This is a genomic window from Streptomyces sp. JNUCC 63, from assembly GCF_054366325.1.
Genome location: NZ_CM135963.1, coordinates 6,530,341 through 6,556,275, shown reverse-complemented (window position 1 = coordinate 6,556,275; position 25,935 = coordinate 6,530,341). Strand labels below are relative to the sequence as shown.

Annotated in this window: 25 protein-coding genes and 1 riboswitch; of the genes, 5 read left to right on the top strand and 20 right to left on the bottom strand. The window is 72.5% G+C overall.

Annotated elements, in window-relative coordinates; genetic code table 11:
• Positions 1 to 28: 28 nt before the first annotated feature.
• From ribH to ACX25U_RS30210, 5 genes are all read right to left on the bottom strand, one after another.
• Positions 29 to 514: a 6,7-dimethyl-8-ribityllumazine synthase gene (ribH, locus tag ACX25U_RS30230; protein ID WP_454384677.1), complete on the bottom strand. Its 486-nt coding sequence runs from the start codon at positions 512 to 514 to the stop codon at positions 29 to 31.
• Positions 515 to 537: 23 nt separating this feature from the next.
• Positions 538 to 1,881 carry a bifunctional 3,4-dihydroxy-2-butanone-4-phosphate synthase/GTP cyclohydrolase II gene (locus ACX25U_RS30225; protein ID WP_454384675.1) on the bottom strand — a complete coding sequence of 448 codons (1,344 nt, stop codon included), beginning with the start codon at positions 1,879 to 1,881 and terminating at the stop codon, positions 538 to 540.
• Positions 1,878 to 2,522, bottom strand: a complete 645-nt coding sequence (locus ACX25U_RS30220) for a nicotinamide mononucleotide transporter family protein (RefSeq protein WP_454384674.1) — start codon at positions 2,520 to 2,522, stop codon at positions 1,878 to 1,880. The genes ACX25U_RS30225 and ACX25U_RS30220 overlap by 4 nt, the downstream gene beginning before the upstream one ends.
• Complete coding sequence (locus ACX25U_RS30215; protein ID WP_454384672.1) at positions 2,519 to 3,127, bottom strand: riboflavin synthase; 609 nt, start codon at positions 3,125 to 3,127, stop codon at positions 2,519 to 2,521. The genes ACX25U_RS30220 and ACX25U_RS30215 overlap by 4 nt, the downstream gene beginning before the upstream one ends.
• A 152-nt stretch (positions 3,128 to 3,279) precedes the next feature.
• A riboswitch (FMN riboswitch) is annotated at positions 3,280 to 3,410 on the bottom strand.
• Between the two features lie 329 nt (positions 3,411 to 3,739).
• Positions 3,740 to 5,002 (bottom strand): ROK family transcriptional regulator, encoded by a 1,263-nt coding sequence (locus ACX25U_RS30210; RefSeq protein WP_454384670.1) that lies wholly within the window; start codon positions 5,000 to 5,002, stop codon positions 3,740 to 3,742.
• 138 nt (positions 5,003 to 5,140) lie between these two features.
• Between ACX25U_RS30210 and ACX25U_RS30205 the strand changes: the two genes are divergently transcribed.
• Both ACX25U_RS30205 and ACX25U_RS30200 read left to right on the top strand, forming a co-directional pair.
• Positions 5,141 to 6,352: an MFS transporter gene (locus tag ACX25U_RS30205; protein WP_454384668.1), complete on the top strand. Its 1,212-nt coding sequence runs from the start codon at positions 5,141 to 5,143 to the stop codon at positions 6,350 to 6,352.
• Positions 6,353 to 6,483: 131 nt separating this feature from the next.
• A complete protein-coding gene (locus ACX25U_RS30200) occupies positions 6,484 to 7,884 on the top strand; it encodes a uracil-xanthine permease family protein (protein ID WP_454384667.1) in 1,401 nt (466 codons plus the stop codon).
• Here ACX25U_RS30200 and ACX25U_RS30195 read toward each other — a convergent pair.
• Positions 7,866 to 8,981: a glycoside hydrolase family 6 protein gene (locus ACX25U_RS30195; protein ID WP_454394581.1), complete on the bottom strand. Its 1,116-nt coding sequence runs from the start codon at positions 8,979 to 8,981 to the stop codon at positions 7,866 to 7,868. The two genes, ACX25U_RS30200 and ACX25U_RS30195, sit on opposite strands and share 19 nt — an antisense overlap.
• Before the next feature lie 209 nt (positions 8,982 to 9,190).
• On the opposite strand from ACX25U_RS30195, the gene ACX25U_RS30190 reads away from it, so the two are divergent.
• Positions 9,191 to 9,883 (top strand): DUF5995 family protein, encoded by a 693-nt coding sequence (locus ACX25U_RS30190; protein WP_454394579.1) that lies wholly within the window; start codon positions 9,191 to 9,193, stop codon positions 9,881 to 9,883.
• A gap of 52 nt (positions 9,884 to 9,935) precedes the next feature.
• Entirely contained in the window at positions 9,936 to 10,865 is a 930-nt protein-coding gene (locus tag ACX25U_RS30185) for an LLM class F420-dependent oxidoreductase (RefSeq protein WP_454384665.1), read from the top strand.
• A 15-nt stretch (positions 10,866 to 10,880) separates the two neighbouring features.
• Here the strand turns inward: ACX25U_RS30185 and ACX25U_RS30180 are convergent, their stop codons facing one another.
• The 5 genes from ACX25U_RS30180 to ACX25U_RS30160 form a co-directional block, all read right to left on the bottom strand.
• Positions 10,881 to 12,593, bottom strand: coding sequence for a flavin monoamine oxidase family protein (locus tag ACX25U_RS30180; protein WP_454384663.1), 1,713 nt, complete (start codon positions 12,591 to 12,593; stop codon positions 10,881 to 10,883).
• A 62-nt stretch (positions 12,594 to 12,655) separates the two neighbouring features.
• Positions 12,656 to 13,444, bottom strand: a complete 789-nt coding sequence (locus ACX25U_RS30175) for a carbon-nitrogen hydrolase family protein (protein ID WP_454384661.1) — start codon at positions 13,442 to 13,444, stop codon at positions 12,656 to 12,658.
• Positions 13,445 to 13,608: 164 nt separating this feature from the next.
• Positions 13,609 to 13,989, bottom strand: a complete 381-nt coding sequence (locus tag ACX25U_RS30170; protein WP_454384659.1) for a DUF742 domain-containing protein — start codon at positions 13,987 to 13,989, stop codon at positions 13,609 to 13,611.
• A 7-nt stretch (positions 13,990 to 13,996) separates the two neighbouring features.
• On the bottom strand, positions 13,997 to 14,446 hold the full coding sequence (locus ACX25U_RS30165; RefSeq protein ID WP_454384657.1) for a roadblock/LC7 domain-containing protein: 450 nt from the start codon (positions 14,444 to 14,446) through the stop codon (positions 13,997 to 13,999).
• On the bottom strand, positions 14,436 to 16,712 hold the full coding sequence (locus ACX25U_RS30160) for a nitrate- and nitrite sensing domain-containing protein (RefSeq protein ID WP_454384655.1): 2,277 nt from the start codon (positions 16,710 to 16,712) through the stop codon (positions 14,436 to 14,438). Before ACX25U_RS30160 ends, ACX25U_RS30165 begins: the two co-directional genes overlap by 11 nt.
• Before the next feature lie 207 nt (positions 16,713 to 16,919).
• On the opposite strand from ACX25U_RS30160, the gene ACX25U_RS30155 reads away from it, so the two are divergent.
• On the top strand, positions 16,920 to 17,258 hold the full coding sequence (locus ACX25U_RS30155) for a hypothetical protein (RefSeq protein WP_454384653.1): 339 nt from the start codon (positions 16,920 to 16,922) through the stop codon (positions 17,256 to 17,258).
• A 96-nt stretch (positions 17,259 to 17,354) separates the two neighbouring features.
• Here the strand turns inward: ACX25U_RS30155 and ACX25U_RS30150 are convergent, their stop codons facing one another.
• The 9 genes from ACX25U_RS30150 to ACX25U_RS30110 form a co-directional block, all read right to left on the bottom strand.
• Positions 17,355 to 17,807 carry an Lrp/AsnC family transcriptional regulator gene (locus tag ACX25U_RS30150; protein ID WP_388352022.1) on the bottom strand — a complete coding sequence of 151 codons (453 nt, stop codon included), beginning with the start codon at positions 17,805 to 17,807 and terminating at the stop codon, positions 17,355 to 17,357.
• Positions 17,808 to 17,817: 10 nt separating this feature from the next.
• Complete coding sequence (locus tag ACX25U_RS30145) at positions 17,818 to 19,314, bottom strand: amino acid permease (RefSeq protein WP_454384651.1); 1,497 nt, start codon at positions 19,312 to 19,314, stop codon at positions 17,818 to 17,820.
• A gap of 320 nt (positions 19,315 to 19,634) precedes the next feature.
• The gene (locus ACX25U_RS30140; protein ID WP_454394577.1) at positions 19,635 to 21,077 is read right to left on the bottom strand and encodes a GuaB1 family IMP dehydrogenase-related protein; all 1,443 of its coding nucleotides are present in this window, start codon (positions 21,075 to 21,077) and stop codon (positions 19,635 to 19,637) included.
• Positions 21,078 to 21,233: 156 nt separating this feature from the next.
• A complete protein-coding gene (locus tag ACX25U_RS30135; RefSeq protein WP_454384649.1) occupies positions 21,234 to 21,560 on the bottom strand; it encodes a barstar family protein in 327 nt (108 codons plus the stop codon).
• Positions 21,557 to 21,958, bottom strand: coding sequence for a ribonuclease domain-containing protein (locus ACX25U_RS30130; RefSeq protein WP_454384647.1), 402 nt, complete (start codon positions 21,956 to 21,958; stop codon positions 21,557 to 21,559). The genes ACX25U_RS30135 and ACX25U_RS30130 overlap by 4 nt, the downstream gene beginning before the upstream one ends.
• Before the next feature lie 37 nt (positions 21,959 to 21,995).
• Positions 21,996 to 23,039 carry a sugar-binding transcriptional regulator gene (locus ACX25U_RS30125; protein ID WP_454384645.1) on the bottom strand — a complete coding sequence of 348 codons (1,044 nt, stop codon included), beginning with the start codon at positions 23,037 to 23,039 and terminating at the stop codon, positions 21,996 to 21,998.
• 78 nt (positions 23,040 to 23,117) lie between these two features.
• Positions 23,118 to 23,804, bottom strand: a complete 687-nt coding sequence (gene rpe / locus ACX25U_RS30120) for a ribulose-phosphate 3-epimerase (protein WP_454384644.1) — start codon at positions 23,802 to 23,804, stop codon at positions 23,118 to 23,120.
• A 179-nt stretch (positions 23,805 to 23,983) separates the two neighbouring features.
• A complete protein-coding gene (locus tag ACX25U_RS30115; RefSeq protein WP_454384643.1) occupies positions 23,984 to 24,478 on the bottom strand; it encodes an ATP-binding protein in 495 nt (164 codons plus the stop codon).
• Positions 24,479 to 24,574: 96 nt separating this feature from the next.
• On the bottom strand, positions 24,575 to 25,834 hold the full coding sequence (locus ACX25U_RS30110) for an RNA-guided endonuclease InsQ/TnpB family protein (RefSeq protein WP_454384641.1): 1,260 nt from the start codon (positions 25,832 to 25,834) through the stop codon (positions 24,575 to 24,577).
• Positions 25,835 to 25,935: the final 101 nt, after the last annotated feature.

Below are 25,935 nucleotides of genomic sequence, written 5' to 3'. Positions count from 1 at the left end.
GCCAACCCTACGCGCTCCGGGCGGCTGCTCACCGCCAAGGTTCGGATACTGAACGGAGCGTCGCCGCGGTCGCCACCGCCGCGGTGACCGCCTCATGTCCCTTGTCCTCGTTGGAGCCCGCGAGCCCGGCCCGGTCCAGGGCCTGCTCCTCGGTGTCACAGGTGAGCACGCCGAAGCCGACGGGCACTCCGGTCTCGACCGACACCTGGGTCAGCCCCTGGGCGACGCCCTGGCACACATAGTCGAAGTGGGGGGTGCCGCCGCGGATGACGACGCCGAGGGCGACGATCGCGTCGTAGCCGCGGCCGGCCAGTACCTTGGCCACCACCGGGAGCTCGAAGCTGCCGGGGACGCGGAGCAGGGTCGGCTCGTCGATCCCCAGTTCGTGCAGGGCGCGCAGGGCGCCGTCCACCAGTCCGTCCATCACCTTCTCGTGCCACTGCGCCGCGACGACGGCGACCCTGAGGTCTCCGACGTTGCGGACGGACAGTTCCGGTGCACCCTTGCCGCTCACGTGTCTCCTCGCGTTCTTCGTGCTTACTGATTGCCGCAGGTGGACACGGTGGTGGTGTCCAGCCAGGGCAGGTCGTGGCCCATCCGGTCCCGCTTGGTGCGCAGGTAGCGGAGGTTGTGCTCACCGGCCTGGACCGGCATCGGCTCCCGCCCGGTGACCTTCAGGCCGTGGCGGAGCAGGGCCTCGGTCTTGTCGGGGTTGTTGGTCATCAGGCGGACGCTCCTGACGCCGAGGTCCTTCAGGATCTGCGCGCCGGCGCCGTAGTCGCGGGCGTCGGCGGGCAGGCCGAGTTCGAGGTTGGCGTCGAGGGTGTCCCGGCCGCGCTCCTGGAGCTCGTAGGCGCGGAGCTTGGACATCAGGCCGATGCCGCGTCCCTCGTGGCCGCGCAGGTAGACCACCACTCCCCTGTTCTCGGCCTGGATGCGCTCCAGGGAGGTGTCCAGCTGGGGGCCGCAGTCGCAGCGCTGGGAGCCGAAGACGTCACCGGTCAGGCACTCGGAGTGGACGCGGACCAGGACGTCCTCGCCGTCGCCGATCTCGCCGTGGACGAGGGCGACGTGCTCGACGCCGTCGACGGTGGAGCGGTAGCCGTACGCCGTGAAGACGCCGTGCGCGGTCGGCAGACGGACCTCGGCCTCGCGGCGGACGGTGGGCTCGTTGCCGCGGCGGTAGGCGATCAGGTCCTCGATGGAGATGATCGTCAGGCCGTGCTTGCGGGCGAAGACGATCAGCTCGGGCAGGCGGAGCATCCGGCCGTCCTCGCCGGCGATCTCCACGATCGCGCCGGCCGGGCGCAGCCCCGCGAGCCGGGCGAGGTCGACGGCGGCCTCGGTGTGGCCGTCGCGGACGAGCACACCGCCGGGGCGGGCGCGCAGCGGGAAGACGTGGCCGGGGCGGACGAGGTCGGTGGGCTCGGCGGTGCCGCTCGCCAGCAGCTGGAGGGTGGTGGCGCGGTCGGAGGCGGAGATGCCGGTGGTCACGCCGTGGGCGGCGGAGGCGTCGACGGAGACCGTGAACGCGGTCTTCATCGACTCGGTGTTCTCCTCCACCATCTGCGGCAGCTCGAGCCGGTCCAGCTCCTCGCCCTCCATGGGGGCGCAGATCAGGCCGCGGCACTCGCTCATCATGAAGGCGACGATCTCGGGGGTCGCCTTCTCGGCGGCGACGACGAGGTCGCCCTCGTTCTCGCGGTTCTCGTCGTCGACGACCACGACCGGCCGGCCGGCCGCTATGTCGGCGATCGCCTGCTCGACCGGGTCGAGGGAGAAGTCCTCGGTGTCGTCGGTGCTGTAGAGGATGGGTGGGATCGAAGGGGCGGCGCGAAGCGCCTCGGTTGGGGTGGTGGTGGGAGACGGGCGGGCGGTCATGCGGGGGCTCCTTCCAGGACCGGCCGCGCGTCCTTGCGGGTGCGCAGCCACCAGTCGCGCATGCCCCACAGGACGAGTGCGCCGTAGATGACGTAGACGAAGCCCGAGAAGGCGAAGCCGTTGGCGAAGTTGAGCGGGACGCCGACGGCGTCGACGAGGAGCCAGGCGAACCAGAACTCGACCATGCCGCGCGCCTGCGCGTACATGGCGATGATCGTGCCGACGAAGATGTAGGCGTCGGGCCAGGGGTCCCAGGACAGCGACGGGTAGGCGTGGAACAGGCCGGAGACGGCGACGGTGCCGATCGCGGCGGCGCCGAGCAGGACGGCGCGCTCGCGCCAGGTGGCGAACCGTACGGCGATGTGGCCGTCCTCCGCCTGGCTCCTGCCGCGGTTCCACTGCCACCAGCCGTAGACGGCGACGACCATGACGACCATCTGCTTGCCGGCGCTGCCGGACAGGTGGGCGGTGGCGAACGCGGCGAGGAGGATCAGGCCGGAGAGGAACTGGGTGGGCCAGCTCCAGATGGAGCGCCGCCAGCCGAACGCCAGGGCGATCAGGCCGATGGCGTTGCCGATCATGTCCGACCACTTGATGTGCTGGCCGAGGACGGTGAAGGCCTCGGAGTTGAGCCAGTTCACCGGGCGGCTCCCCGGGCACGGTCGCCGAGCAGCCGCTCGACGTACTTGGCGACGACGTCCACCTCGAGGTTGACCGGGTCGCCGGGCTGCTTCAGGCCCAGGGTGGTCAGGGCGAGGGTGGTGGGGATGAGGCTGACGGTGAAGTGCTCGTCGCCGGCCTCGACGACGGTGAGGCTGATGCCGTCGACGGTGATGGAGCCCTTCTCGACGACATAGCGCGCCAGGTCCGCCGGGAGCGAGATCTTCACGATCTCCCAGTGCTCGGAGGGCGTGCGCTGAAGGACCGTGCCGGTGCCGTCGACGTGTCCCTGCACGATGTGGCCGCCCAGGCGGGCGCCCACCGCGGTGGGGCGTTCGAGGTTGACGCGGGAGCCGGCGGTGAGGACACCGAGGCTGGAGCGCTTGAGGGTCTCCGCCATGACGTCGGCGGTGAACTCGTCGCCCTCGTGCTCGACGACGGTGAGACAGACCCCGTTCACGGCGATGGAGTCGCCGTGCCGTGCGCCCTGGGTCACGACGGGGCCGCGGAGCCGGAAGCGGGCGGCGTCGCCGAGGTTTTCGACGGCGGTGACCTCGCCCAGCTCTTCGACGATTCCGGTGAACACTTCCCGGGTCCTCCTGCCTCTTCGGGCACGGACTCCGGGGGCTGTCGATGACGACAGACTGCACGAACGAGGACACTCGGGGCGACGCCGGACGGGGCCGCCCGGGAGGGCGAGCCCAGATACGGCGACGCGCACACGCGTGTGCTCGCTCGCCGCGCACTGCCTCCCATCCGGACTTTAACCGTCGGTCCAGGAATTTCACCTGGTCAACCGGCCGCTGGAAGCGACCGGGTCGCGGACTTTAACCGCCGGTTCGGAGTTTCACCGACCCCGGAGTGCGCTGCTACTGGTACAGGCCCAGTGTGCCATGCCTGGTCGGCGTCCATGCGGGCGGACAGTGTGGGGTGGCTCACAGAGCGTACGGCCGGCCGCCGTGCGGGTGTGGAGGTCCGGCGACGGGCAAGGGCCGTCGTCACCGCCGCCGGACCGGTCTGCACGGACGTCAGACACTAAGTGGACTAGACCAGACAGGTCAACCGGTCCGTGACACACGCGCGTTGCGCTGCGGCGGTCGGAACGCGTCGCAGCCGCCGGGGAGTTGCGGCGCGGATGCGGGTGCTCGGCCGGCGCGGACCGCCGTACGCCGTGTCGCCGTCCGGTGGCGAACGGCGGTCATCCGCCGGCGGACGGAGCCGGGTGGGCGGGCGCACCGGGAGGGGCGAACAGTTCGTCCTGGGCTCGGTCGCGGGCCGTGAGGAGCGCTCCGCGCAGGACGGCGCCGCCGCCGAGAGTGCTCGACCGTACCTCGGTGGGGAGCGGTGCCATCCGGGAGACACGCTCCGCCACGCGCGCGGCGAGCACGTCGCCGCCTGCCTGCCCGACCTCACCGCCCAGGACCACGCACCCGGGATCCAGGAGGGCCACGACGGAGGCGGCGCCGAGGGCGACGCGGTCGGCGAGGGCGTCCAGGAAGCGTGCGGCCCGCGCCGCGTCCGCGAGGGAGACGTCCGCCGGAGAGGCATCCGCCGGAGAGGCGCACGCCGCCACTGCGTGCCGTACCAGCTCCGCGGCGGCCGGCTCCCGTCCCGTCTCCGGGCACGGCAGCCCGTGCTCGCACGCCAGTTCCACCACCGCCGCCGCTCCGGCCAGGGAGTGGAAGCCGCCGGTGCAGTCCGTCGCGGCGGGGAGGGCGCCGGTGCCCGGGACGGGGAGGAAGCCGATCTCGCCCGTACCGCCGGAGGCGCCACGGCGCAAGGTGCCGTCCAGGACCACGGCCGCGCCCGTGCCGTGGCCGAGCCACAGGAGGACGAAGGTGTCCCGGCCCAGGGCGGCTCCGTTCCGTTGCTCGGCCAGCGCGGCGAGGTTGGTCTCGTTCTCGACGATGACGCGGGCGTGCGGCAGCCGCTCCTGCAGTGCGGCCACCAGTCGGCGGTGCCACTCGGGCAGGCCCGTGGAGTTCCGCAACTCGCCCGTGACCGGATCGATCAGGCCCGGGGCGCCTATGCCGACCGTGTGCAGCCGCTGCGCCCCCGCCTCCTTGGCCACCCGCTCCACCAGCGTGACCGCCTGCTCCACCGCGGGCCCGGTGCCGGTGTCCCCGCCGATCGGCGCGCACGCCTCGGCCAGCTCCCGGCCCAACAGGTCGGACACGGTCACGGCGACGCTCTCGGTGCGCACGTCGAGGGCGGCGAGGTGGGCACGGTCGGCGACGATGCCGTACAGCCGTGCGTTCGGGCCGCGCCGCTGCTCCCCGGACTCCCCCACCACGGTGATCAGGCCGGACGCCGTCAGGCGTTCGACCAGATCGGCGACCGTCGGTCGGGACAGGCCGGTGAGCTGCTTCAACTGCCCTGCCGTCAGCGGTCCTTCCTGCTGCAGCAGCCGCAGGGCGAGCCGGTCGTTGATGGCCCGGGCGGTGCTCGGGGATGCGGGCATGCCGGGAATCCTCCCAGATCGACGGGGCCCGCCGGGCGGCCGTATTTCCGCTTTCTATCAGGCAGGCTCCCTGATAGTTTTCGTCGGCGTGTTTCACGCCAGGGGAGCGGTGACACACAGCCCGGGAGGGGCCGGACGATGAGCGAAGTGGTCCACCAGCGGCGCGAGGTCCGGCGCGCCCGGTACGCCGTCGCGGCCGTCTTCGCCGTGCACGGCGCCGTCACCGGCTCGTTCGCGACCCGCGTGCCGTGGATCCAGGACCACGCCTCGGTCAGTCCCGGGCAGCTCGGGCTCGCGCTGGCGTTCCCCGCGCTCGGCGCGTCCCTCGCGATGCCGCTCGCGGGCGGCATCAGCCACCGTTTCGGCGCCCGCAACGCGCTGCGCGGACTGATCGCCCTGTGGACGCTCTCCCTGATCCTGCCCTCCCTGGCTCCGAACCTCCTCACCCTGTGCCTCGGCCTGTTCGTCTACGGCGCCACGGCGGGCATGGCGGACGTCGCCATGAACGCCCTCGGCGTGGAGGTCGAGAACCGGCTCGACCGCTCGATCATGTCCGGCCTGCACGGCATGTGGAGCGCGGGCGCCCTGGTCGGCTCGGCGGCCGGCACGGTCGCCGCGCACCTCGGCTCGGACGCCCGGCTGCACCACGCCCTGGCCGCCGCCGTGCTGACCGTGCTGGGCGTGGCCGCCTGCACCTGGGTCCTCGATCTGCAGCCCGCCGAGGACGAGGAGCCGCCGCCGCGGTTCGCGCTGCCGCCGAAGTCGGCGCTCCTGATCGGCGCGGTCGGGTTCTGCGCGGTGTTCGCGGAGGGCGCGAGCCTGGACTGGTCGGCGGTGTACCTGCGGGACCGGCTGGAGACCTCGGCCGGTCTCGCGGCGGCCTGCACCACGGGCTTCACGCTCACCATGGCCGTCGCCCGGATCGCGGGCGACCGGCTGGTGGACCGCTTCGGCGCGGTGCGCACGGTGCGGACGAGCGGCGTCCTGGCAGTCCTCGGCGGCCTGTTCATCGTCCTGGGGAGCCATCCGGCGGTGGCGATGACCGGATTCGCGCTGATGGGCCTCGGCATCGCGGTCGTCGTGCCTCTGTGCTTCGCCGCGGCCGGCCGCAGCGGGCCGAACCCCAGCCAGGCCATCGCCGGCGTCGCGACCATCACCTACACCTCGGGGCTGATCGCGCCGAGCGCGATCGGCGGACTGGCCCAGGCGACCAGCCTCGTGGTCTCCTTCGCCCTGGTCACATTGCTGGCCTGCGGCCTCGCCGGCTTCGCCGGGGTGCTCAGGGCGGGCGACCGCAACCGGCCGAAGGTCAGCCCCGCGAGCGCGGCGGTTTCCGATCCGCGGCCCTGACCTTCCGGCTCCGGAGGCTTTCCGGCTCCGGGTCCGCGCGATCACGACCGGGAACGTGTGGACGAAGGACCCCCCGGTACCCCCGACAATGGTTCGGACAGTCTTCATACAGCAAGAAAGCGAAACCCACCATGGACCTCGGCGTGCGCTGGAAGCTGCACGGTGACGGCCGGACACCCGCCCCCGGTGCGGTGGTCCGGCCCGACGAACGGCTCTCCTGGCCCCGCACGGCAGGACTCGGCGCCCAGCACGTCGTGGCCATGTTCGGCGCGTCCTTCGTCGCCCCCGTGCTGATGGGCCTCGACCCCAACCTCGCGATCATGATGTCGGGCGTCGCGACCGTGATCTTCCTGCTGGCCACCCGCGGCCGGGTGCCCAGCTATCTGGGCTGCTCGCTGTCGTTCGTGGGCGTCGCCGCGGTGATCCGGGCGCAGGGCGGCACGAGCGCGACCGTGACCGGCGCGGTCTTCGTCGTCGGCGTCGCGCTGTTCCTGGTGGGCCTCGCCGTGCAGCGCTTCGGGGCACGGATCATCCACGCCGCGATGCCGCCGATCGTCACCGGCGCGGTCGTCATGCTGATCGGCTTCAACCTGGCCCCGGTGACCGCCTCCACCTACTGGCCGCAGGACCAGTGGACGGCCCTGCTGGTGATGCTGTTCACGGGGCTGGCCGTCGTCTGCCTGCGCGGTTTCTGGTCCCGCATCGCGATCTTCCTCGGGCTGGTCTTCGGCTACGGCGTCTCCTGGGTCTTCGACCGGGTCCTCGGAAAGATCCACTCGGTGGACGCGAGCGGCAGGCTCACCGACCACTGGCGCCTGGACCTCTCCGGCGTCGGCAAGGCCGACTGGATCGGGCTGCCGTCCTTCCACGGCCCGTCGTTCGAGTGGTCGGCGATCCTGGTCGCGCTGCCGGTCGTCATCGCGCTGGTCGCGGAGAACGCCGGGCACGTGAAGGCGGTCGGCGAGATGACCGGCGACCCGCTGGACGACAAGCTCGGCACCGCGATCTCGGCGGACGGCGCCGCCTCCATGCTGTCGACGGCCGTGGGCGGCCCGCCCAACACCACGTACTCCGAGAACATCGGCGTCATGGCCGCGACCCGCGTCTACTCCACCGCCGCGTACTGGGCCGCCGCCGGCTTCGCGCTGCTGTTCGGCATCTGCCCCAAGTTCGGCGCGATCGTGGCCGCGATCCCGGGCGGTGTCCTCGGCGGCATCACCGTCATCCTGTACGGCATGATCGGGCTGCTCGGCGCACAGATCTGGATCAACGCCAAGGTCGATCTGCGCAACCCGCTGAACCTGGTGCCGGCCGCGGCGGGCATCATCATCGGCGTCGGCAACGTCACCATGAAGTTCACCGACACCTTCTCCCTCAGCGGCATCGCGCTCGGCACCCTGGTGGTCATCACCGGCTACCACACGCTGCGCGCGTTCGCGCCCGCCCATCTCAAGAAGCAGGAGCCGCTGCTGGACGAGGGCACGTCGTCGTACGGCGAGGAGACCGATGACACTCAGCGCGCCAAGTCGTAGGCGTACGAAGGGGTGAACGTCCCCGGCTCGCCCCTGCAGCCGTCCGACTCCCCCGGCAGCTTCACCCACAGATAGGCGTCGATCCGCGCCTCGCCCGTGGCCAGGGTCGGCGCCCGGCCGATCCTGCGGCCGGGCGGGTCGCACCACTCGCCGTCGGTCGGGGCGCCGTTGCCGTTGCGGCTGGTGTCGATCACGGCGCCGAGGCTCGCGGGGCCGCCGAGGGCGTCGAGGACCCGACGGTCGTAGGCGATCTCGTCCGCGGTGGTGTGGAAGTTGGACACGTTGCTGAAGACGCCGTCGGAGGAGGCGGGCAAGGCCGCGCCCGCCTGTTTCAGCAGGGCCGCCTGCCGCTGGGCGGAGTTCCAGTGGGAGTGCCCGGCGTCGTAGTACACGCGCGCGTGCGGGTTCGCGGCCTTCAGGACGCGTCCCGCGCGGGCCAGCGACGCGAAGCGGCCGGCCCGCCCGGCCTCGGAGAGGCAGTCGGCCTGGGCGACGGAGTCCGGCTCCAGCACGACGACGACCTCGCCCGAGCCGAGCCCGGCCGCGAAGGCGTCGATCCAGGTGTCGTAGGCCTTCAGGTCGGGCGCGCCGCCCTCGGACGCGCCGCCGCAGTCGCGGTCCGGGATCGCGTACGGCACGAGGACCGGCACCCTGCTGCCCGCGGCGGAGGTGACCGCGCGGACCCGCGCGGTGATCGTCGACGGCGAGTGGTCGGCGAACCACACCGCGGCCGGGTGGCCGGCGATGCGGGAGGCGATGGCCGGGGTGCGCGGGTCGCCGGGGTGGGCGCGGACCCAGTCGAGCACCTGGGAGTCGTGGTGGCGGTAGAGCCGGGAGGAGACCGCGGGGGCCTGCCGCTTCGCGACCGTCCCGGTGCGGGACGGCCTCGGACGCGCGCTCGTACTCGGCGAGGCGGACGGAGACGGCGAAGCGGTGGCGGACACCGTGGCGGACGGGGACGGGGCCGGCAGCGGCACCAGGCTCGGCGTGGCGGCCGGCCGGGACCCGGCCGCGTCCGCCTCGGTCCCGCCGCCGAGCGCCGACATCATCCCGGTGGCCGTCCCGGCCGCCACCACCACGGCCGCGACCGCGACCAGGGCGGAGCGCCTGCGCTCGGCCCTGCGGGCGGCCAGGCGCCGGGCACGCGAGCCTGACACGGTACCGCTCCCCCCTCTGCTCGTTCCGTGCGACGGGCGCGTTCCCCCGTTCCGGGGAAGCGTCGGGCCCGTCGGCACCCGGGTCAGCCTAATCCTGGGACGCTGCCCCCATGGGGCAATCGGCACAACTCACCCGTGGTCCGGTCACCATGGACGCGGTCGTCGCCCGGATGCGCGACCTGGCCGCCGCGCTGCCCGAACGCGACGGGATCGCGGTCTTCAACCGTGTCTACCTCGGCGTCACCGAGACGGCCGGCCGGCGGCCGGCGGCCGGACGGTTCGGCGGCACCACCGCCACGCTGGACGTACGCTTCGCCGAACGGTACCTCTCCGCCGTGGACGCGGCGGCCGAGGGGCGGCGGGCGCCGGCCTGCTGGCGGCCGCTGCTGGAGTCGCGCCGCCATCCCGGCGTACGGCCCGCGCAGTTCGCGCTGGCGTGCATCAACGCGCACATCGGGCACGACCTGGCGCTCGCCGTGGTGGACACCTGCCGTACGCTGCGGTGCGAACCGGCCGACGTGGAGGGCGAGTTCGACCGCGTGGGCGACCTCCTCCTGACGCTGGAGGAACGGGTCCGCGAGGAGTTGACGCCGGGGCCCGATCTGCTGCGGATCGCCGACCCGCTCACCCATCTGCTCGGCGCGTGGAGCCTGGAGCGGGCGCGGGAGGCCGCCTGGTCGGCGGCGCGGGCGCTGTGGGCGCTGCGCCGACTGCCCGATGTGGCCGAGGAGTTCGCCCAGCGGCTGGACGCGGTGGTCGGCTTCGCCGGCCGGATGATGCTCACCCCGCTGCCGGACCGATCCGGACATCCTCCGCGGGACCTCCCCGGAACTCCCTTGTGATCACTGTACGTTGCCCCGGGGGGCACTGACGATCACGAAGGAGCACACCGACATGGCGACCCGTCTGGGACTCGGCCTTCCGCAGAATCGGCAGTACCACCTCGGCAGGGACGTGCCCGACGTGGCACGCGCCGCGGAGCGCATCGGCTACGACAGCGCATGGGTGTACGAGCGGGCCCTGTTCCCGGAGCCCGCCACCCAGGGGCTGTACGGCGTGGAGGGTCTGCCCTGGCCCGACTCCTACCGGCACGTGGCCGATCCGCTGGTCACGCTCACCCTGGCCGCGGCGGCCACCGAGCGGGTCCGGCTGGGCAGCAGCGTGCTGGTCGCGCCGCTGCACGTGCCGTTCCAGCTCGCCAAGGCCCTCGCCTCGCTGGACGCGGCCAGCGGCGGCCGGGTGGTCGCCGGCTTCGGCACGGGCTGGTCCCTGGACGAGTACGCGGCCTCGGGGTTCCGGCCGATCAAGGAGCGCGGCCAGGTGCTGGACGAGATCATCGACGTCTGCCGGGCCGTGTGGGGCCCGGACCCGGTGCGCTACGACGGCCGGATCACGAAGATCGGGTCGGCCGTGGTCGGTCCCAAGCCCGCACAGCCGATCCCGATCCTGCTGGCCGCGAGCACCCGCAGGGCGCGGGAGCGGCTCGTGGAGCACGCCGACGGCTGGCTGCCGGTGGGCATGGGCGTGGAGCGGATCGCGAGCCAGTGGCACGCGTTGCAGGACCTGGCCGCCGAGCGGGGCCGGCAGCAGCCGATCCAGACCGTGCTGCGCGTGAACCCGGCGTACTCGGCCAAGGCCTACGACGGCGCCGGCCGCCGTCCCTTCCAGGGCAACGCCGACCAGATCGTCGAGGACCTGGTCGCGCACGCGGCGATCGGCCTGGAGGAGATCCTGGTCGACCTGCAGGGCACCGCGCGGGACGCCGAGGAACTCAAGGACGTCGCCGCGGAGGTGTACGAGAAGGCACGGGCGGCCGGGGTCTGACCGCCCGAAAAGCCGTCAGTCCTCCGGGAGTTCGACGGGCGCGATCTCGTCGTAGACGTCGCCCGGGCCGGGGTTGGCCGGGTCGGTGCTGCCGCCGAGGTGGTGCATGACGCCCCAGACCGCGTTCAGCGCGGTATGGACGGCGCCCTCGGCCCAGCCGGCCGTCCAGGAGATGTCGTCGCCGGCCAGGAAGACGCCCCGCTTGTCCTCGGGCAGCCGGTCCTGCATGAAGTGGGTGAACAGGCGCCGCTGGTAGCGGTAGTGGCCGGGCAGGTTGGCCTTGAACGCGCCCATGAACCAGGGCTCGTTCTCCCAGGAGACGGTCACCGGGTTGCCGATGATGTGCTTCCTGATGTCGACCTTCGGATAGATCTCCGACAGCGACTTCAGCATCACCTCCATCCGCTCGTCGGCGGACAGCGGCAGCCACTTGAGGCTGTCGTCGCACCAGGTGTACGACAGGCAGATCACGGCGGGCCGGTCCGGGCCGTCGTCGAGGAGGTAGGTGCCGCGGGTCATGCGGTCGGTGAGCGTCATCGACATCACGTCCCGCCCGGTCGGATTTCCCCTGTCGTCGACGGCCTTGTCCAGCCAGAACGGCCGGTCGACGGGGACGAAGAGCTTGCTGGACTCCATGTAGTGGGTGCGCTCGATCGCGGTCCAGTGGTCGATCGGGAAGAGCTCGTCGTCGCACTGGACCTTGGACAGCAGCAGCCAGGACTGGGCGGTGAAGATCGCCGCCCGGTAGGTGCGGATGTCGCCGCCGGCGTCCGTCACGGTGATCCGGTTGCCCGCGGTGCGGTGCAGCCGGGTGACGGCCGGGCGCGGTTCGCCGTCGACGTGCAGGGACCTCAGCGAGGTGCCGTACGGCCAGTGCACGATCTTCTCCGGCTCGCGCTCCCAGAGCCTGAGCGGCAGCTGCTGGGTGCCGCCGACGATGCCGCGGTGGTGGTCGTCGGCCTCGGTGTAGACCACGCGCAGGATCTCCAGGATGGAGTTGGGGAAGTCGGTGTCCCAGCCGCCGGTGCCGAAGCCGACCTGGCCGAAGATCTCCCGGTGCCGGAAGGACCTGAAGGCCTCGGAGTCGCACAGGAACCCGTAGAAGGTCTGGTCGTCGAGCTTCTCGACGAGCCGGGACCAGATCTCACGGATGCGCGGCACGTCCCGCTCGCGCATGGCGCGGTTCATGTCGGAGAAGTCGGCGCCCTCCTCCAGGCACGTGTTCCAGGCGTCGGCCACGTCCCGGTAGACCTGTGGCAGGTCGTCGATGGTCTCGGCGTAGTGCGTCTCGCCCTTGAGGTCGACGACGGTCGACGGGGTCGCCTCGGCCAGTGGGTTGGGGAAGGGCCGGGTCTCGAGGCCCACCAGGTCGATGTAGTGCTGCAGGGCGGTGGAGGACGGCGGGAAGCGCATGGCGCCCATCTCGGCGGTCAGCGACTCGTCGCAGCCCTCGAAGCCGACGGTGCGCAGCCGGCCGCCGATCCGGTCGGCCTCGTAGACGACGGGCCTGAGGCCCATCTTCATCAGCTCGTAGGCGGCGACGATGCCGGACAGACCGCCGCCGATGATCGCGACCTCGGTGCCGTGCTCGGTGGCGGGGATCTGGCCGAGGCCCGCCGGGTGGGCGAGGAAGTCGTCGTACGCGTACGGGAAGTCCGGGCCGAACATGGTGATCGGCGGCTGCTGCTCGTCTGCGTGCTCGACGGCGTTGGGCACCGTGGACGTCATGGGGTACGGACTCCTTGCGCGGAACGTGGAACGTGAGGGGAGGGGAGGGGAGGTCTGAGGTGTCAGACGAGGGACCCGTACAGGCCGGGGCGGCGGCTCTGCAGATACGGGTTGGTCTCGCGGGAGGCGGCGAGGAGGGCGGGGTCGGCGTCGGCGACGACCAGTTCCTCGGACCGGCCGGCGCGGGCGCGGGCGACCCCGTCGGGACCGGCGAGCGTGGAGAGTCCGGCGAACTCGAACTCGGCCTCGGGACCGACCCGGTTGACGTAGGCGATGTACATCTGGCTCTCGAAGGCGCGCACCGGTACGAGGGCCTCGGCGACGAACCGGAACGGGTGCATCAGCGCCGTCGGGACGACAAGGAGGTCGGTGCCGGCCAGCGCGTGGGCGCGCACGTTCTCCGGGAACTCCACGTCGTAGCAGATGATCAGACCGACGGTCAGGCCGCCCAGCTCCGCCTGGACGACCGGCTGCTCGCCCGGGGTGAACTGCTCGCGCTCGAAGCCGCCGAACAGATGGGTCTTGCGGTAGTTGGCGAGGCGGGTGCCGTCGGCGGAGATCAGCTGGACGGAGTTGTGGACGGCCTCGCCGTCCCGCTCGGGGTAGCCGTAGGCGATGGCCAGGCCGTGCCGGGAGGCCGTCTCCGCGACGGTGTCCGCCCAGTCGCCGTCGGCGGGTTCGGCCAGGCGGCCGACGTCGTCGCCGATCGCGTACCCGGTCACGAACATCTCCGGGGTCGCCAGCAGCCCGGCGCCCGCGGCGGCGGCGCGGCCGGCGGCGGCGTCGAGGACCTTGAGGTTCTCGGCGACGGAGCCGGGCCGGCCGGAGCTCTGGAACAGGGCGGTACGCATGGACGATCCTCACCGGTACGGGGGGGGTTCGGGGGTTGACTAGACCGTACGGTCGGCGGGCTCGGGCGGACAAGCCGGAGCCGTTGCGCGCCGGTGAGCGGATCATTGCGTGCGATCGGGGATGTGCGGTGATTCGTTGCGCGACCTGCGCGGTGCCTTCGACGTCACAGTTCCCGCAGGCGTTCCACGATCTCCCGGAGCAGCTCGGGGTCGGTCGACGGGTCGTGCGGCAGGATTCGCCGGGGCGCGTCGATGCGGACGAGGCCGGCCTCGGCGAGGTCGCCGAGCAGCACACGGACCACCGTCAGCGGCAGGTCGGCGTCGGCGGCCAGTTCCGCGACGGGCCGGGGGCCGTGACGCAGGAGGTCGAGCAGGCACGCGCGCGCGTGGTCGACACCCGGCCCGCCTCCGTCCGGGTGCACGGCGGTGACCTGGGACATCAGGTCGATGGCGTGCCGGTCCGAGGGGCGGGTACGGCCCCGCGTGACGGTGTAGGGGCGCACCATGGCCCCGGTCTCGTCCTCGTACCAGTGGTCGTCGCTCACGGCCGTATCAGGGTTCGCCGGAGTCCGCGGCCGGGCGTGCGGCGGCGTCCATGTGGCGGCCGACGCGACGTACCAGCAGGGCCGTCTCGTGGGCCAGCTGTCCGACGTCGGTCTGCGCGTCGCTGAGCACGGCCAGGCGGCTGCCGTTGCCGGCCGGGGTGACGAAGAGATAGGCGTCGTCGAGCATCACCATGGTCTGCCGCACCTCGCCGGCCGCGAACCGCTCCCCGGCCGAGCGGGCCAGGCCGTGGAAGCCGGAGCAGACCGCGGCGAGGTGTTCGATGTCCCGCCGGCGCATGCCCTCCGAGCAGCTCAGCGGGAGGCCGTCCGCGGTCAGCAGGACGGCCTGGCGTACGTGGTCGGTCCTGGCCACCAGGTCGTCGAGGAGCCAGCCGAGGTCGGTGCCGGGCTGCTGGGGAGCCTCGGCGGGGGCCTGCGGGTTCTCGTCACGGTGCATGGTCGGTTTCCGTCCCTTCCTCGGTGTGCTGTCTGGGGGCGGTGTCCCGGGGGAGGCCCCTGCGGCCGCGGTCGAGCCCGCGCTGGAAGGCGCCGAAGACGGCCCGCATCTCCTCGGCGCTGATCTCGCGGCCTGCGGGCTCGTCCGCGGCGGGGGCCTCGGTGCGCAGCTCGGGCGCGAGGGACTTCTGGCGGACGCGGGTGGGCAGGGCGGCCGGGGCGGCGGGGCCGTCCGGCCGGGGTGCGCCCCCCTCGATCACGGCCACGGCCGCCGCCTTCCGGGAGGGCAGGGGCCGCACCGGGGCCGTACGGGCGTGCTCGACGGGCTGCGCCCGCGCGGGCGGTTCGGGCTCCGGCTCCACGTCCGCCAGCACCGTCTGCGGCAGGAGCACCACGGCCGTCGTACCGCCGTACGGGGACCGGGTGAGGGTGACCTGGATGCCGTGCCGGGCCGCGAGCCGGCCCACGACGTACAGGCCGAGCCGTTCGTGCCGGGTGGGGTCGAAGTCGTCGGGGCGGGTGAGGGTGAGGTGGGCGTCCTGAAGCTGGTCGGCGTCCAGGCCGAGGCCCCGGTCGTCGATCTCCAGCACGAATCCGCCGGGTGCCTGGCCGGTGCGCAGGGTGACCCGGGTGTGCGGCGGCGAGAACACCGTGGCGTTCTCCAGGAGTTCGGCGATCAGGTGCACGACGTCGGCGACGGCGTCCGCGGTGACGCCCACCCGGGGCATCGGCGGGACCTCCACGCGCGCGTAGTCCTCGATCTCGCTCACCGCGGAGGACACCACGTCGGCGACCGGCACGGGCCGGCGCCATCTGCGGCCGGGGACGGCACCGGAGAGGATGATCAGGCTCTCCGCGTGGCGCCGCATACGGGTGGTCAGGTGGTCGATCCGGAACAGCTCCTCGAGGACGTCCGGGTCGTCGGTGCGCCGCTCCAGGGTGTCGACGAGTTTGAGCTGGCGGTGCACCAGCGCCTGGTTGCGGCGCGCGATGTTGAGCAACACGGCGAACAGGCCGCGGCGCAGGCCGGCCTGTTTGACGGCGGCCTCGACGGCGGCGAGCCGGGCGGCGTTGAAGGAGCGGGCGACCTGGCCGATCTCGTCGGGCCGTGATTCGACGGCGGCGAGCGGCGGTGCCTCGGCGGCCGCGTCCACCTCCTCGCCCGCGCTCAGCCGGGCCATCACGTCGGGCAGTTGGCTGGTGGTCAGCAGGTCGGCGGCGTCCCGCAGCGTCTCCAGGCGGCGCGAGATCCGCCGGGCGCCCCGCACCGCGAACCACAGCGACAGTCCTACGGCGGCGAGTCCGAGCACGCCGACCACGGTGGCTCTGGTCAACTCCTGGTAGGCGAACGCGCGCCCGCGCGCGGCGGCGTTCTCGGCCGACTTGGTGCACAGCTCCATGTAGCGCTTGACGGCCCGGTCGGTGGTGGTGCGCCAGGAGTCGGCCGCGACGGCCCGGCCCGCGCCCGACGCTCCGGCCCGCAGCAGGGCGTCCTCGCCCCGGGTGAGTGCCTGGTGCACCTCCCCGCGCTGGAATTTCTCGAACAGGGTCCGTGAGTCGCCGGGCAGCGCGGGCACATACGTCCGCTCGAAGACCCGGCGGTCCTCGATGGTGGCGGTGAGCATGCCGTACTGCGCGTCGGTCAGGGTGCCGGCGGCCCGCGCCCCGGCGACGAGCGCGTCCTCGCGGGAGACGAACTCCCTGACCCGCACCAGTTCGACGACGACCTGGGCCTCCCGCGCGAGCTGTCCGGCCTGCAGGGCGGTGAGCGAGGACTGGACCGAGAAGCCGGGCTCGACCAGGGTGCCGTACTCGGTCACCGCCCGGTCCCAGGTCAGGCGCCGGGCCAGTACGCGTTCGCGCAGGCCCTCCAGCCTGTCGGTGGCGGTCAGCACGCTGTCGAGGACCTGCTGCTGCCGGGCGGTGAGCCTGCCGCGGTCGCCGTCGCGGATCGTGTCGCGCATCGCCGTCACGGCCCGGTCGGTGCGCCGCTGCTGCCGGAGCAGGTCGACGGCGGCCCCCGTGCGCGGGCTGCCGCCCAAGTAGGAGGCGGCGAGCCGTCGTTCGATCTGAATCTGCCCGATCGCCGTGTCCACGGGGGTGGCGAAGTCCACGTACACGCCTTGGAGCCGGATCAGCGCGCGCAGGTCGCCGGTGACCGACACCATGGCGAAGCTCCACAGCGTCATCAGCGCGACCACCGGAGCGAGCGCGAGCGCCACGATCCGGGCGCGGACCGTGGTGGGACGGCCGATGGGCCAGCGCATGGTCTCCCCAGGGCGACGGGACGGTCGCACGGCAGGCGGTGTCCGCGAGCGGCGCCGCCACCAGGTGGTACCGCCAGGTAGTCGAGTGTCGGCGACCCTACGCGATCACGCGTCGGGGCCGCAATCATTACCCTGAGTAACTCCTGTACGGAGCGTGTCCGTCCGCGAGACGATGGCCATGCGCCGGACGGCCGTCGGGAGGTCGCCATGGAGTTCGCCGCAGCCGCCGCGCTGCCTCACGTGGACGAGCACACGACCGTCGTCGCGGCGGGCGCCGACGCCGTCTGGCGCGGGATCGGGGAGGTTCTGGACCACACCTTCGCGGGCGCCGGCGCGGCCGGTTACGCCCGCCTGGTGGGCTGCGCCGATGTCACGGTGTCGGGGTCGCGACCGCCGGCCGAGGGCTCGACGGTGCCCGGCTTCCGGGTGGTCGCGGCGGTTCCGGGGCGGGAGCTGGTGCTCACCGGACGGCACCGCTTCTCGTCGTACGCCCTGATCTTCCGTCTGGAGCCGGCCGGGCCGGCGGTCTCTACCGGCGGCTGGTGATCGGCACGGGCGGGCACGCGATCGGAATGCGGCGGCTGCTGTCGGCGATCGCCCGCCGCTCGACGGCGGGGTGAGGCCGGTCAGGTGTGAGACGGATCAGCTGGGCGCGCCCGAGGAGAAGCGGCGCAGCAGCGGGGAGAGGACCAGGACGGACTTGGTCCGTTCGACGAACGGTTCGCCGGCGATCCGCTCCAGGACCCGCTCGAAGTGCCGCATGTCGGCGGCGAAGACCTGGGCGATCGCGTCCGCCTCCCCGGTGACGGTGGAGGCGGACACGACCTCCTGGTAGCGCTCCAGGCCGCGCTGGATGGTCTCCGGGGAGGTGTTGCCGCGGCAGTAGATCTCCACGAACCCCTCCGTCTCCCAGCCGAGCGCCGCCGGGTCGACCCGGACGGTGAAACCGGTGATGGCCCCGGTCGCCCTCAGCCGGTCCACGCGCCGCTTGACGGCGGGCGCGGACAGGCCGACCAGCTGCCCGATGTCCGCGTAGGAGCGGCGGGCGTCCTCGGCGAGGGCGTGCACGATGCGTTCGTCGAGATCGTTCAGCACGGGATGTCGGTCACTTCTTCGGGCCGGGTCGGTTCTCTGCCGTCGCGAGGCTCTGTGGAGCCGCGAGACGGGAACGGCGAAAGCCGTACAGGAAGTAGAACACGAGCCCGAAGGCCATCCAGATCCCGAAGACCACCCAGGTGGCGGCGGACAGGCTGCCCATCATCCACACGCAGAAGCCGAAGCCCAGCGCGGGCAGTACCGGCGCCAGCGGCACCCGGAAGGCGCGGTGCATGGTCGGGCGGGTCCGGCGCAGCACCACGACGGCCACGTTGACCAGCGCGAAGGCGAACAGGGTGCCGATGCTGGTGGCGTCGGCGAGCCGGCCCAGCGGGACGGCGGCGGCCAGGATGCCGCAGAACAGGGCGACGATCACCGTGTTGTTGCGGGGTGTGCCGGTCCTCGGGTGGATCCGGGAGAACGTCCTCGGCACCAGGCCGTCGCGGGACATCGCGAACAGGATGCGGGTCTGGCCGTACAGCACGGTCAGGACCACGCCGGCGATGGCGACGACCGCGCAGAACGCGAGCAGGGTGCCCCAGAAGGTCTGCCCGGTGACCTCGCGCATGATCTGGGCGAGCGCCGCCTCGGAGTCGGTGAACCGCTGCCAGGGCCTGGCGCCCACGGCGACGGCCGCGACCAGGACGTACAGCACGGTGACGACGACCAGCGACAGCATGATCGCGCGGGGCAGGTCGCGCTGGGCGTTCCTGGCCTCCTCGCCGGCCGTGGAGGCGGCGTCGAAGCCGATGTACGAGAAGAACAGCGTCGCGCCGGCCGCGCTGACCCCGGCCATGCCGAGCGGCATGAAGTTCTCGTAGTTGCCGGAGCGGAAGCCCTGGACGCCGATGACGCAGAACAGCACCAGCGCGGCGATCTTCACGACGACCATGACGGTGTTGGCGCGCGCGGACTCCCTGGCGCCGCCCAGCAGGAACGCCATCGCGAGCAGGACGACGACGAGCGCCGGCAGGTTGAAGACGCCTCCGTCGCCGGGCGGCGCCGACAGCACGGCCGGGATGGTGACGCCGATGGTCCCCCGGAGCAGCTCGTTGAGGTACTCGCCCCAGCCGACGGCGACGGCGGCCACCGACACGCCGTACTCCAGGACGAGGCACCAGCCGCACACCCAGGCGATCAGCTCACCCATCGTTGCGTATGCGTACGAGTAGGAGGACCCGGAGACCGGGATGGTGCCGGCCAGCTCGGCGTACGACAGGGCCGAGAAGAGCGCCGTCAGGCCGGCGATCACGAAGGAGAGGGTGACGGCCGGACCGGCCTTGGGCACGGCCTCGCCGAGGACCACGAAGATGCCGGTGCCCAGGGTGGCACCGATGCTGATCATGGTGAGCTGCCACAGCCCCAGGGACCGCCGCAGTTCCCCGCCCTCGCCCTGGCCGCCCTCCGCGACCAGGCGTTCCACGGGCTTGCGACGCATCAGGCGGGCGCTCGCGGACAGAGGGACGGCGGTTCTGCTGTTCTGCGGGGGTGTGCCTTGGTCGAGCACGCGCGGCTCCTTGTCGCTGCGGGTCACAGGTGGCGGGACCGGTGGTGTCCCGTCCCGTGGTGACCCACCGAGCGGGGTCCTCACCACGCCGTTCACTGCGCAGAACCCTATGAGGCGTGGTTCGCGGACGTAATGCAGCGACCTTGCGCATCCGGGCAAGATCCTTGCGTTCCTCGCGGCCGGGCCGGGTGTTCGTTGCGTGGACGGTGTGACCGTTGAGTGAGACAGCCGTGGGATGCGCCACGGAGCCGCCCGGACGCGTACGGCCCCGCTCTCCCGTCATCGGGAGAGCGGGGCCGTACGCGGGGACCTGCGGCGGCTCAGTTCCAGCTGGCGTGCAGCGGCTTGCCCTCGGCGTAGCCGGCCGCGCTCTGGACGCCGACGATGGCCTTGTCGGCGAACTCCTCCAGGGTGCCGGCGCCGGCGTAGGTGCACGAGGAGCGGACGCCCGCGATGATCGAGTCGATCAGGTCCTCGACGCCCGGGCGGGCCGGGTCGAGGAACATGCGGGAGGTGGAGATGCCCTCCTCGAACAGCGCCTTGCGGGCCCGGTCGTACGCCGACTCCTCCGAGGTGCGGTTGCGCACCGCGCGCGCGGAGGCCATGCCGAACGACTCCTTGTAGGGGCGGCCGTTCGCGTCGTGCTGGAGGTCGCCGGGCGACTCGTAGGTGCCGGCGAACCAGGAGCCGACCATCACGTTGGACGCGCCGGCCGCGAGCGCCATCGCCACGTCGCGCGGGTGGCGGACACCGCCGTCGGCCCACACGTGCTTGCCGTACTTCCTCGCCTCGGCCGCGCATTCCAGGACGGCGGAGAACTGCGGGCGGCCGACGCCGGTCGCCATGCGGGTGGTGCACATGGCGCCCGGTCCCACACCGACCTTGACGATGTCCGCGCCCGCGTCGATGAGGTCCCTGACGCCCTCGGCGGAGACGACGTTGCCGGCCACGACCGGCACCCGCGGGTCGAGGTCGCGGACCAGCTTGACGGCGCTGATCATCGACTCCTGGTGGCCGTGCGCGGTGTCGATGACGAGGGTGTCGACGCCCGCGTCGAGCAGCTGCCCGGCCTTGCCGGCCACGTCGCCGTTGATGCCCACGGCGGCGGCGATGCGCAGCTTGCCGTTCGCGTCGGTGGCCGGGGTGTAGAGGGTGGCGCGCAGGGCCCCCTTGCGGGTGAGGATGCCCGCCAGCCTGCCGTCCTTGTCGACGGCCGGGGCGTAGCGCCGGTTGGCCGCGTCCAGGGTGTTGAAGGCCTCGCGCGGGTCGATGTCCGCGTCGAGCAGCAGCAGGTCCTTGCTCATCACCACTTCGAGCTGGGTGAAGCGGTCGACGCCGGTCAGGTCCCGGTCGGTGACCACGCCGACGGGCCGGTGCTGCTCGTCGACGACCACACCGGCGTTGTGCGCGCGCTTGGGCAGCAGGGCGAGGGCGTCGGCGACCGTCTGGTGCGGGGCCAGCACGATCGGGGTGTCCAGGACCAGGTGGCGGCTCTTGACCCAGGAGATCACGTCGGTGACGACGTCGATCGGGATGTCCTGCGGGATGACCACCAGTCCGCCGCGGCGGGCCACGGTCTCGGCCATGCGGCGGCCGGCGATCGCGGTCATGTTGGCGACGACGAGCGGGATGGTGGTGCCCGTGCCGTCCGGGGAGCTGAGGTCCACGCCCTGACGGGAGCCGACCGCGCTGCGGCTCGGCACCATGAAGACGTCGTCGTACGTCAGGTCGTAGGCGGGCTGGATGTCGTTGAGGAAACGCACGTGCTGCACATCCCAGTCGATCTCAAAGGCGGCCCCCGGACAGGTCAGCCGGGGGAAGAGCACGTACTTCATTGTCCCATGACGCCCGAAAGGGATTCCCCGGTCGAATCCTCCAGGTCGGCCGGCGCCGGTTTCGGAGGAAGCCACAGGACGGGGTCAGGGCGCCACGGGTTCGATCAGCACGGAGAGCTCCGGCGTGCGCTCCTCGGCCTCGGCGAACACCTCACGGGCGGTCCGCCACTCCTCGGGCCGTGCGAGCGCGTAGGCCTGCCAGCCCCGTACGACGAGCAGCAGTCCCGTGCCCGCGGCGTCCCGGGGCCACACCGCGGGGTCGGCGAGGCTGTCGGCGAGCGCGTCCCAGTTGCGGCCGAACCAGTCGGGCAGGCCCAGCGCGACCGCGCTCCGGTCCATCAGGCCCGCCTTGTCGGTCACACCGTCGAGGTCCAGCGTGACCGTGTGCCGGTCCGCGTGGCCGTCGGTCATCTCAGCACCGCCCTGAACGAGTTGTAGTGGTCGTCGGTGTAGTACGTCTCGCCGTCCTGCCCGGTGACGATGCGCCGGGCCCCGCGGTCGCGCGCACCCGGTGTCTTCACCGTGTACTCGTGGTAGTAGCCGCGTGACTCCTCGGGCAGCCGTTTCTCGAAGTTCCCGAAGACGGTGCCGTCCTGCCGGTACGGGAACGGGCCGCCCCGGTCGATGAGGTCCAGGGTGTGCCGGGCCTCGGCCGGCAGCCGGGACGCGCTGACGGCGGCCATGCCGTGGGCCCACGACGGGCCGGAGGGACCGGAGGCCGTCGTCCCGGAGGGCGAGCAGCCGGTCAGGAGGACGGCGAGGGCGACGAGGAGCCCCGCGAGCACACGGGGGACGAACCGCAGAAGCATGCCGCCGATGCTCCCACGGCCGTCCCGCGCGCACTCGTCAGGCCCCGTCCGGGTCCGCCCGGTTGAGCGCGGGCCTCGGGGTGGGCCCCGCCGTCATCAGGTAGTCCGCGGCCGAGGTGTCCGTCACCAGGCTGGTGACCAGGCCCGAGCGCAGCACCGCGTCGATCGCCGCCGCCTTGCGCTGCCCGCCCGCGATCGCGACGACCTCGGGGATACGGCGCAGCTGGTCTGCCTTGACCGTGATGCACCGCTCCCCCAGGTCCCGTCCGACCCGGCGGCCCTCGGCGTCGAAGAGGTGCGCGGCCATCTCGGCGGCGACGCCGAGCGAGGCGTAGTGGGCGCGCTCCTCGTCGCTGAGCATGTCGTGCACCGTGGAGATGCCCGGCTCCCAGGAGCCGATGGACACGCAGGCGACGGTGACCTTGTCGAAGTACTCGAACGCGCGGGCGATCCCGGTCTGGTTGCGCAGCGCGGCCGCGGTGGCCGCGTCCGGCAGGAGCATCGGCGCGTAGATGGGGTGGGCGTCGCCGCCCGAGACCTGGGCGGCGCGGCGCACGGCCTCCACCGAGCCGCGCTCGGAGGTCCCGGCGTCGTACACGCCCGTCAGCTGCACCACCGTGCACGGCGGCAGCCGGTTCAGGGCCACCGCCATGTGGATGGTGGACCGGCCCCAGGCCAGGCCGAGGACGTCCCCCTCGTTGACGAGTTCGCCGAGCAGGTCGGCAGCCACCTCTCCGAGGTTCTCCGGGTCGGGCGTCTCCTCCGCGTCGGCCGGGGACTCGACGACGACGGCGTGCCTGAGGCCGTAGCGGGCGCGGAGCGCGTCGGAGCGCTCGGCGTCCAGCTCGGCCGGCACCCGGATCTCGATGCGTACGAGATCCCGTTCGAGAGCGGTCTCCAGGACCCGGGCCACCTTGAAGCGGCTGACGCCGAACTCCTCGGCGATCTGGATCTTGGACTTGCCCTCGAGGTAGAAACGGCGGGCCATGGCCGCCGCCTGCACCAGCTCAGCGGGTCCCATCCGCACTGCCGACCGGCCCGCTGACATACCCGACACGGTGCTCTCCTCACTGCTGTTCACACTCTGGACTCGCCGTTCATCCTTGCAGATCCGGCGCGCTTGATCAGCCCTGATGGGAGCCGTTCACGTACCCGTTGTTCAGTGGCCGCACGCCCAGGACGCCTTCGCGGTGGCCGCCTCCGCCTGGGTGCGCAGTGCACGTACCGCCTCGGCCGGGTCCCCCGCCCCGTAGACCGCCGAGCCGGCCACGAAGACGTCGGCGCCGGCGTCCGCGCACCGCTCGATCGTGGAGGCCGACACCCCGCCGTCGACCTGGAGCCACAGCTCCAGGCCGTGCTTGCCGATCAGCTCCCGGGTGCGGCGGATCTTGGACAGCATGATGTCGAGGAACGCCTGCCCGCCGAACCCCGGCTCCACCGTCATGATCAGGATCATGTCGAGCTCGGGGAGCAGGTCCTCGTACGGCTCGATGGGGGTGGCGGGCTTGAGGGCCATCGAGGCCCGGGCGCCCTTGGCGCGGATCTCGCGGGCCAGCCGGACGGGGGCGGCGGCCGCCTCCACGTGGAAGGTCACGGAGGAAGCGCCCGCTTCGACGTACTGCGGCGCCCACCGATCGGCCTGCTCGATCATCAGATGGCAGTCCAGCGGGGTGTCCGTCGCCCGGGCCAGCGACTCCACGACCGGAACGCCGAGCGTCAGGTTCGGAACGAAGTGGTTGTCCATCACGTCGACGTGGAGCCAGTCGGCCCCTTCGACCGCCTGCGCCTCCTCGGCGAGACGTGCGAAGTCGGCGGACAGGATGCTGGGGTTGATCTGCACGGCCATGACCCAAGCGTGCCATGCCCGGACCCGGTTGTTCGCGCCGGTCCCCGGCCGAACCGGGCCACCGGCGCCGGCCCGCCCGGGCCCCGCCGGCGCCGGGGCCCCCGGAGGCGTCGTGCTTCCTCAGGGGGTCATGTGCGGCCGCGCACCAGGGGCGCGGTCGCCCCTGGTGGCGTGCCGTATCACTTCCTGCAGGTCCGCAGGCGTACGGCGGTGCCCTTGGGCCCGGTCCGCACCTGCACGGTGTCGCAGAGCATGCCGACCCCCCAGATCCCGAACCCCGACTTCAGGGCGGACTCCGGCGGCACCCAGCTGAGGAACTCCTCGGGCTGCCAGTGGCCGGAGTCGGTGATCTCGCAGACGAGGCCGTTGTCGGGCCAGACACGCAGGGTCACCGGTGCCTGTCCGTGGCGGATGGCGTTGGTGGCCGCCTCGGTCACGGCGACGAGGAGGTTGTACAGCGCGTCCCCCGCCACCCCGCAGTGCTTCGCCTGCCCGGCGAAGAAGGCCCGCACCGCGTGCAGGTCGGCGGGCCGGATCTCCATCGGGGCGGCGGAGCTCGGGGAGGGCGGCAGCGGCCGGCTGTCGACATCGGCGACGAAGTCCCGGGGGTCCCGGTAGTCCGGGTTCTGCCGCAGCCGGGCGCCCTCGTGGATGTTGGGATGGGTCTGGCGCACCAGCGAGATGACCTCGGGCGGCAGGACCGCGGTGTTTTGACTTGCTCCTCGGGTCGGAGCCCGGGGATTCTGGCCTTCCGGCCGGGTGCTGTGCCGCTACGCGGCGCGGGTTCCGGTGCGGATTCCGTGGCTTCCTGCTTCACCGCGCTGTGCCGGAACGGGTTCCGGTCTTACCTGCGCTCCACAGGCTGTCACCGCCAGTCCGGCGGCCTTGATGTTGATGGCGGCGTTGTGGTCCCGGTCGTGGACCGCGCCGCACGCGGTGCACGTCCATTCCCGCACGTGCAGGGGCTTGGGCCCGCCGCGGTGGCCGCAGGTGGAGCACACCTGGCTGGTGGGCTCGAACCGGCCGACCTGCACGAAGGTGCGCCCGTATCTCTGAGCCTTGTAGGCGAGCATGGTCACGAACTGCGACCAGCCCGCGTCGTGGATGCTCTTGGCCAGCCGGGTGCGCGCCAGTGCCTTGACCGCCAGGTCCTCCACCGCGACCGCTTGATTCTCGCGGATCAGCTGGGTGGAGAGCTGGATGGGGGTACCCCCTGCTCGAGCGAAGCCGAGAGCTTGGGGGAGGAACTCGCGGCGGGCGTCGGCCACCTGCGCGTGTGCACGGGCGACCTTCCGGCGGGCCTTCTCCCGGTTCTTCGAGCCCTTCTGCTTGCGGGACAGCTCCCGCTGGGCCTTTTTGAGTTTCTTCTCCGCGCGGCGCAGGAACCGCGGGGAGTCGATCTTCGTGCCGCCGGACAGGACCGCGAAGTGCGTGAGTCCGAGGTCGATGCCGACGCTCTGGCCGGTGTCGGGCATGCGGGCTGCGTCGGCGGCCGGATCGGTGTCGACGACGAAGGAGGCGAAGTACCGCCCGACAGCGTCCTTGATCACGGTCACCGAGGACGGGACGGCGGGCAGGGGCCGCGACCAGCGCACCCGCAGCTCGCCGATCTTCGGCAGGCACAACCGGCCGGTGGGGGTGATCGACCAACGGGCGTTGGCGGTGAACCGGATCGCCTGCCTCGCGTCCTTGCGCGACCTGAACCGCGGCGCGCCCACCTTCGGCCCCTTGCGCTTCCCCTTGAGGAAGGCGAAGAAGTTGCGGTAGGCGGCCTCGGCGTCCCGCAGCGCCTGCTGCAGCACCACCGCGGAGACCTCGCCCAGCCAGTGCCGCTCACGGCTCTTCTCCGCCTCGGTGAGCAGCGTCTTCGACAAGACCGCCGCGGTCGGGAACGCCTCGCCCGCCGCCCGGGCCCGCTCCCGTGCGGCGACCGCGTCGTTGTACACCACCCGCGCGCACCCGAACGCCCGGGCCGGCGCGCTGCGCTGACCCGGCGTCGGGTCGAGACGGAAGGCGTACCGAAGCTGCATGATCCGGACGCTAGCACCGGTCACCGACAGTCCGGGGCGGATCAGCCTAATCCTGCTCCGCCGGAACGATCCGACAGCTCTCCACGTCGCAACCGCCGGAT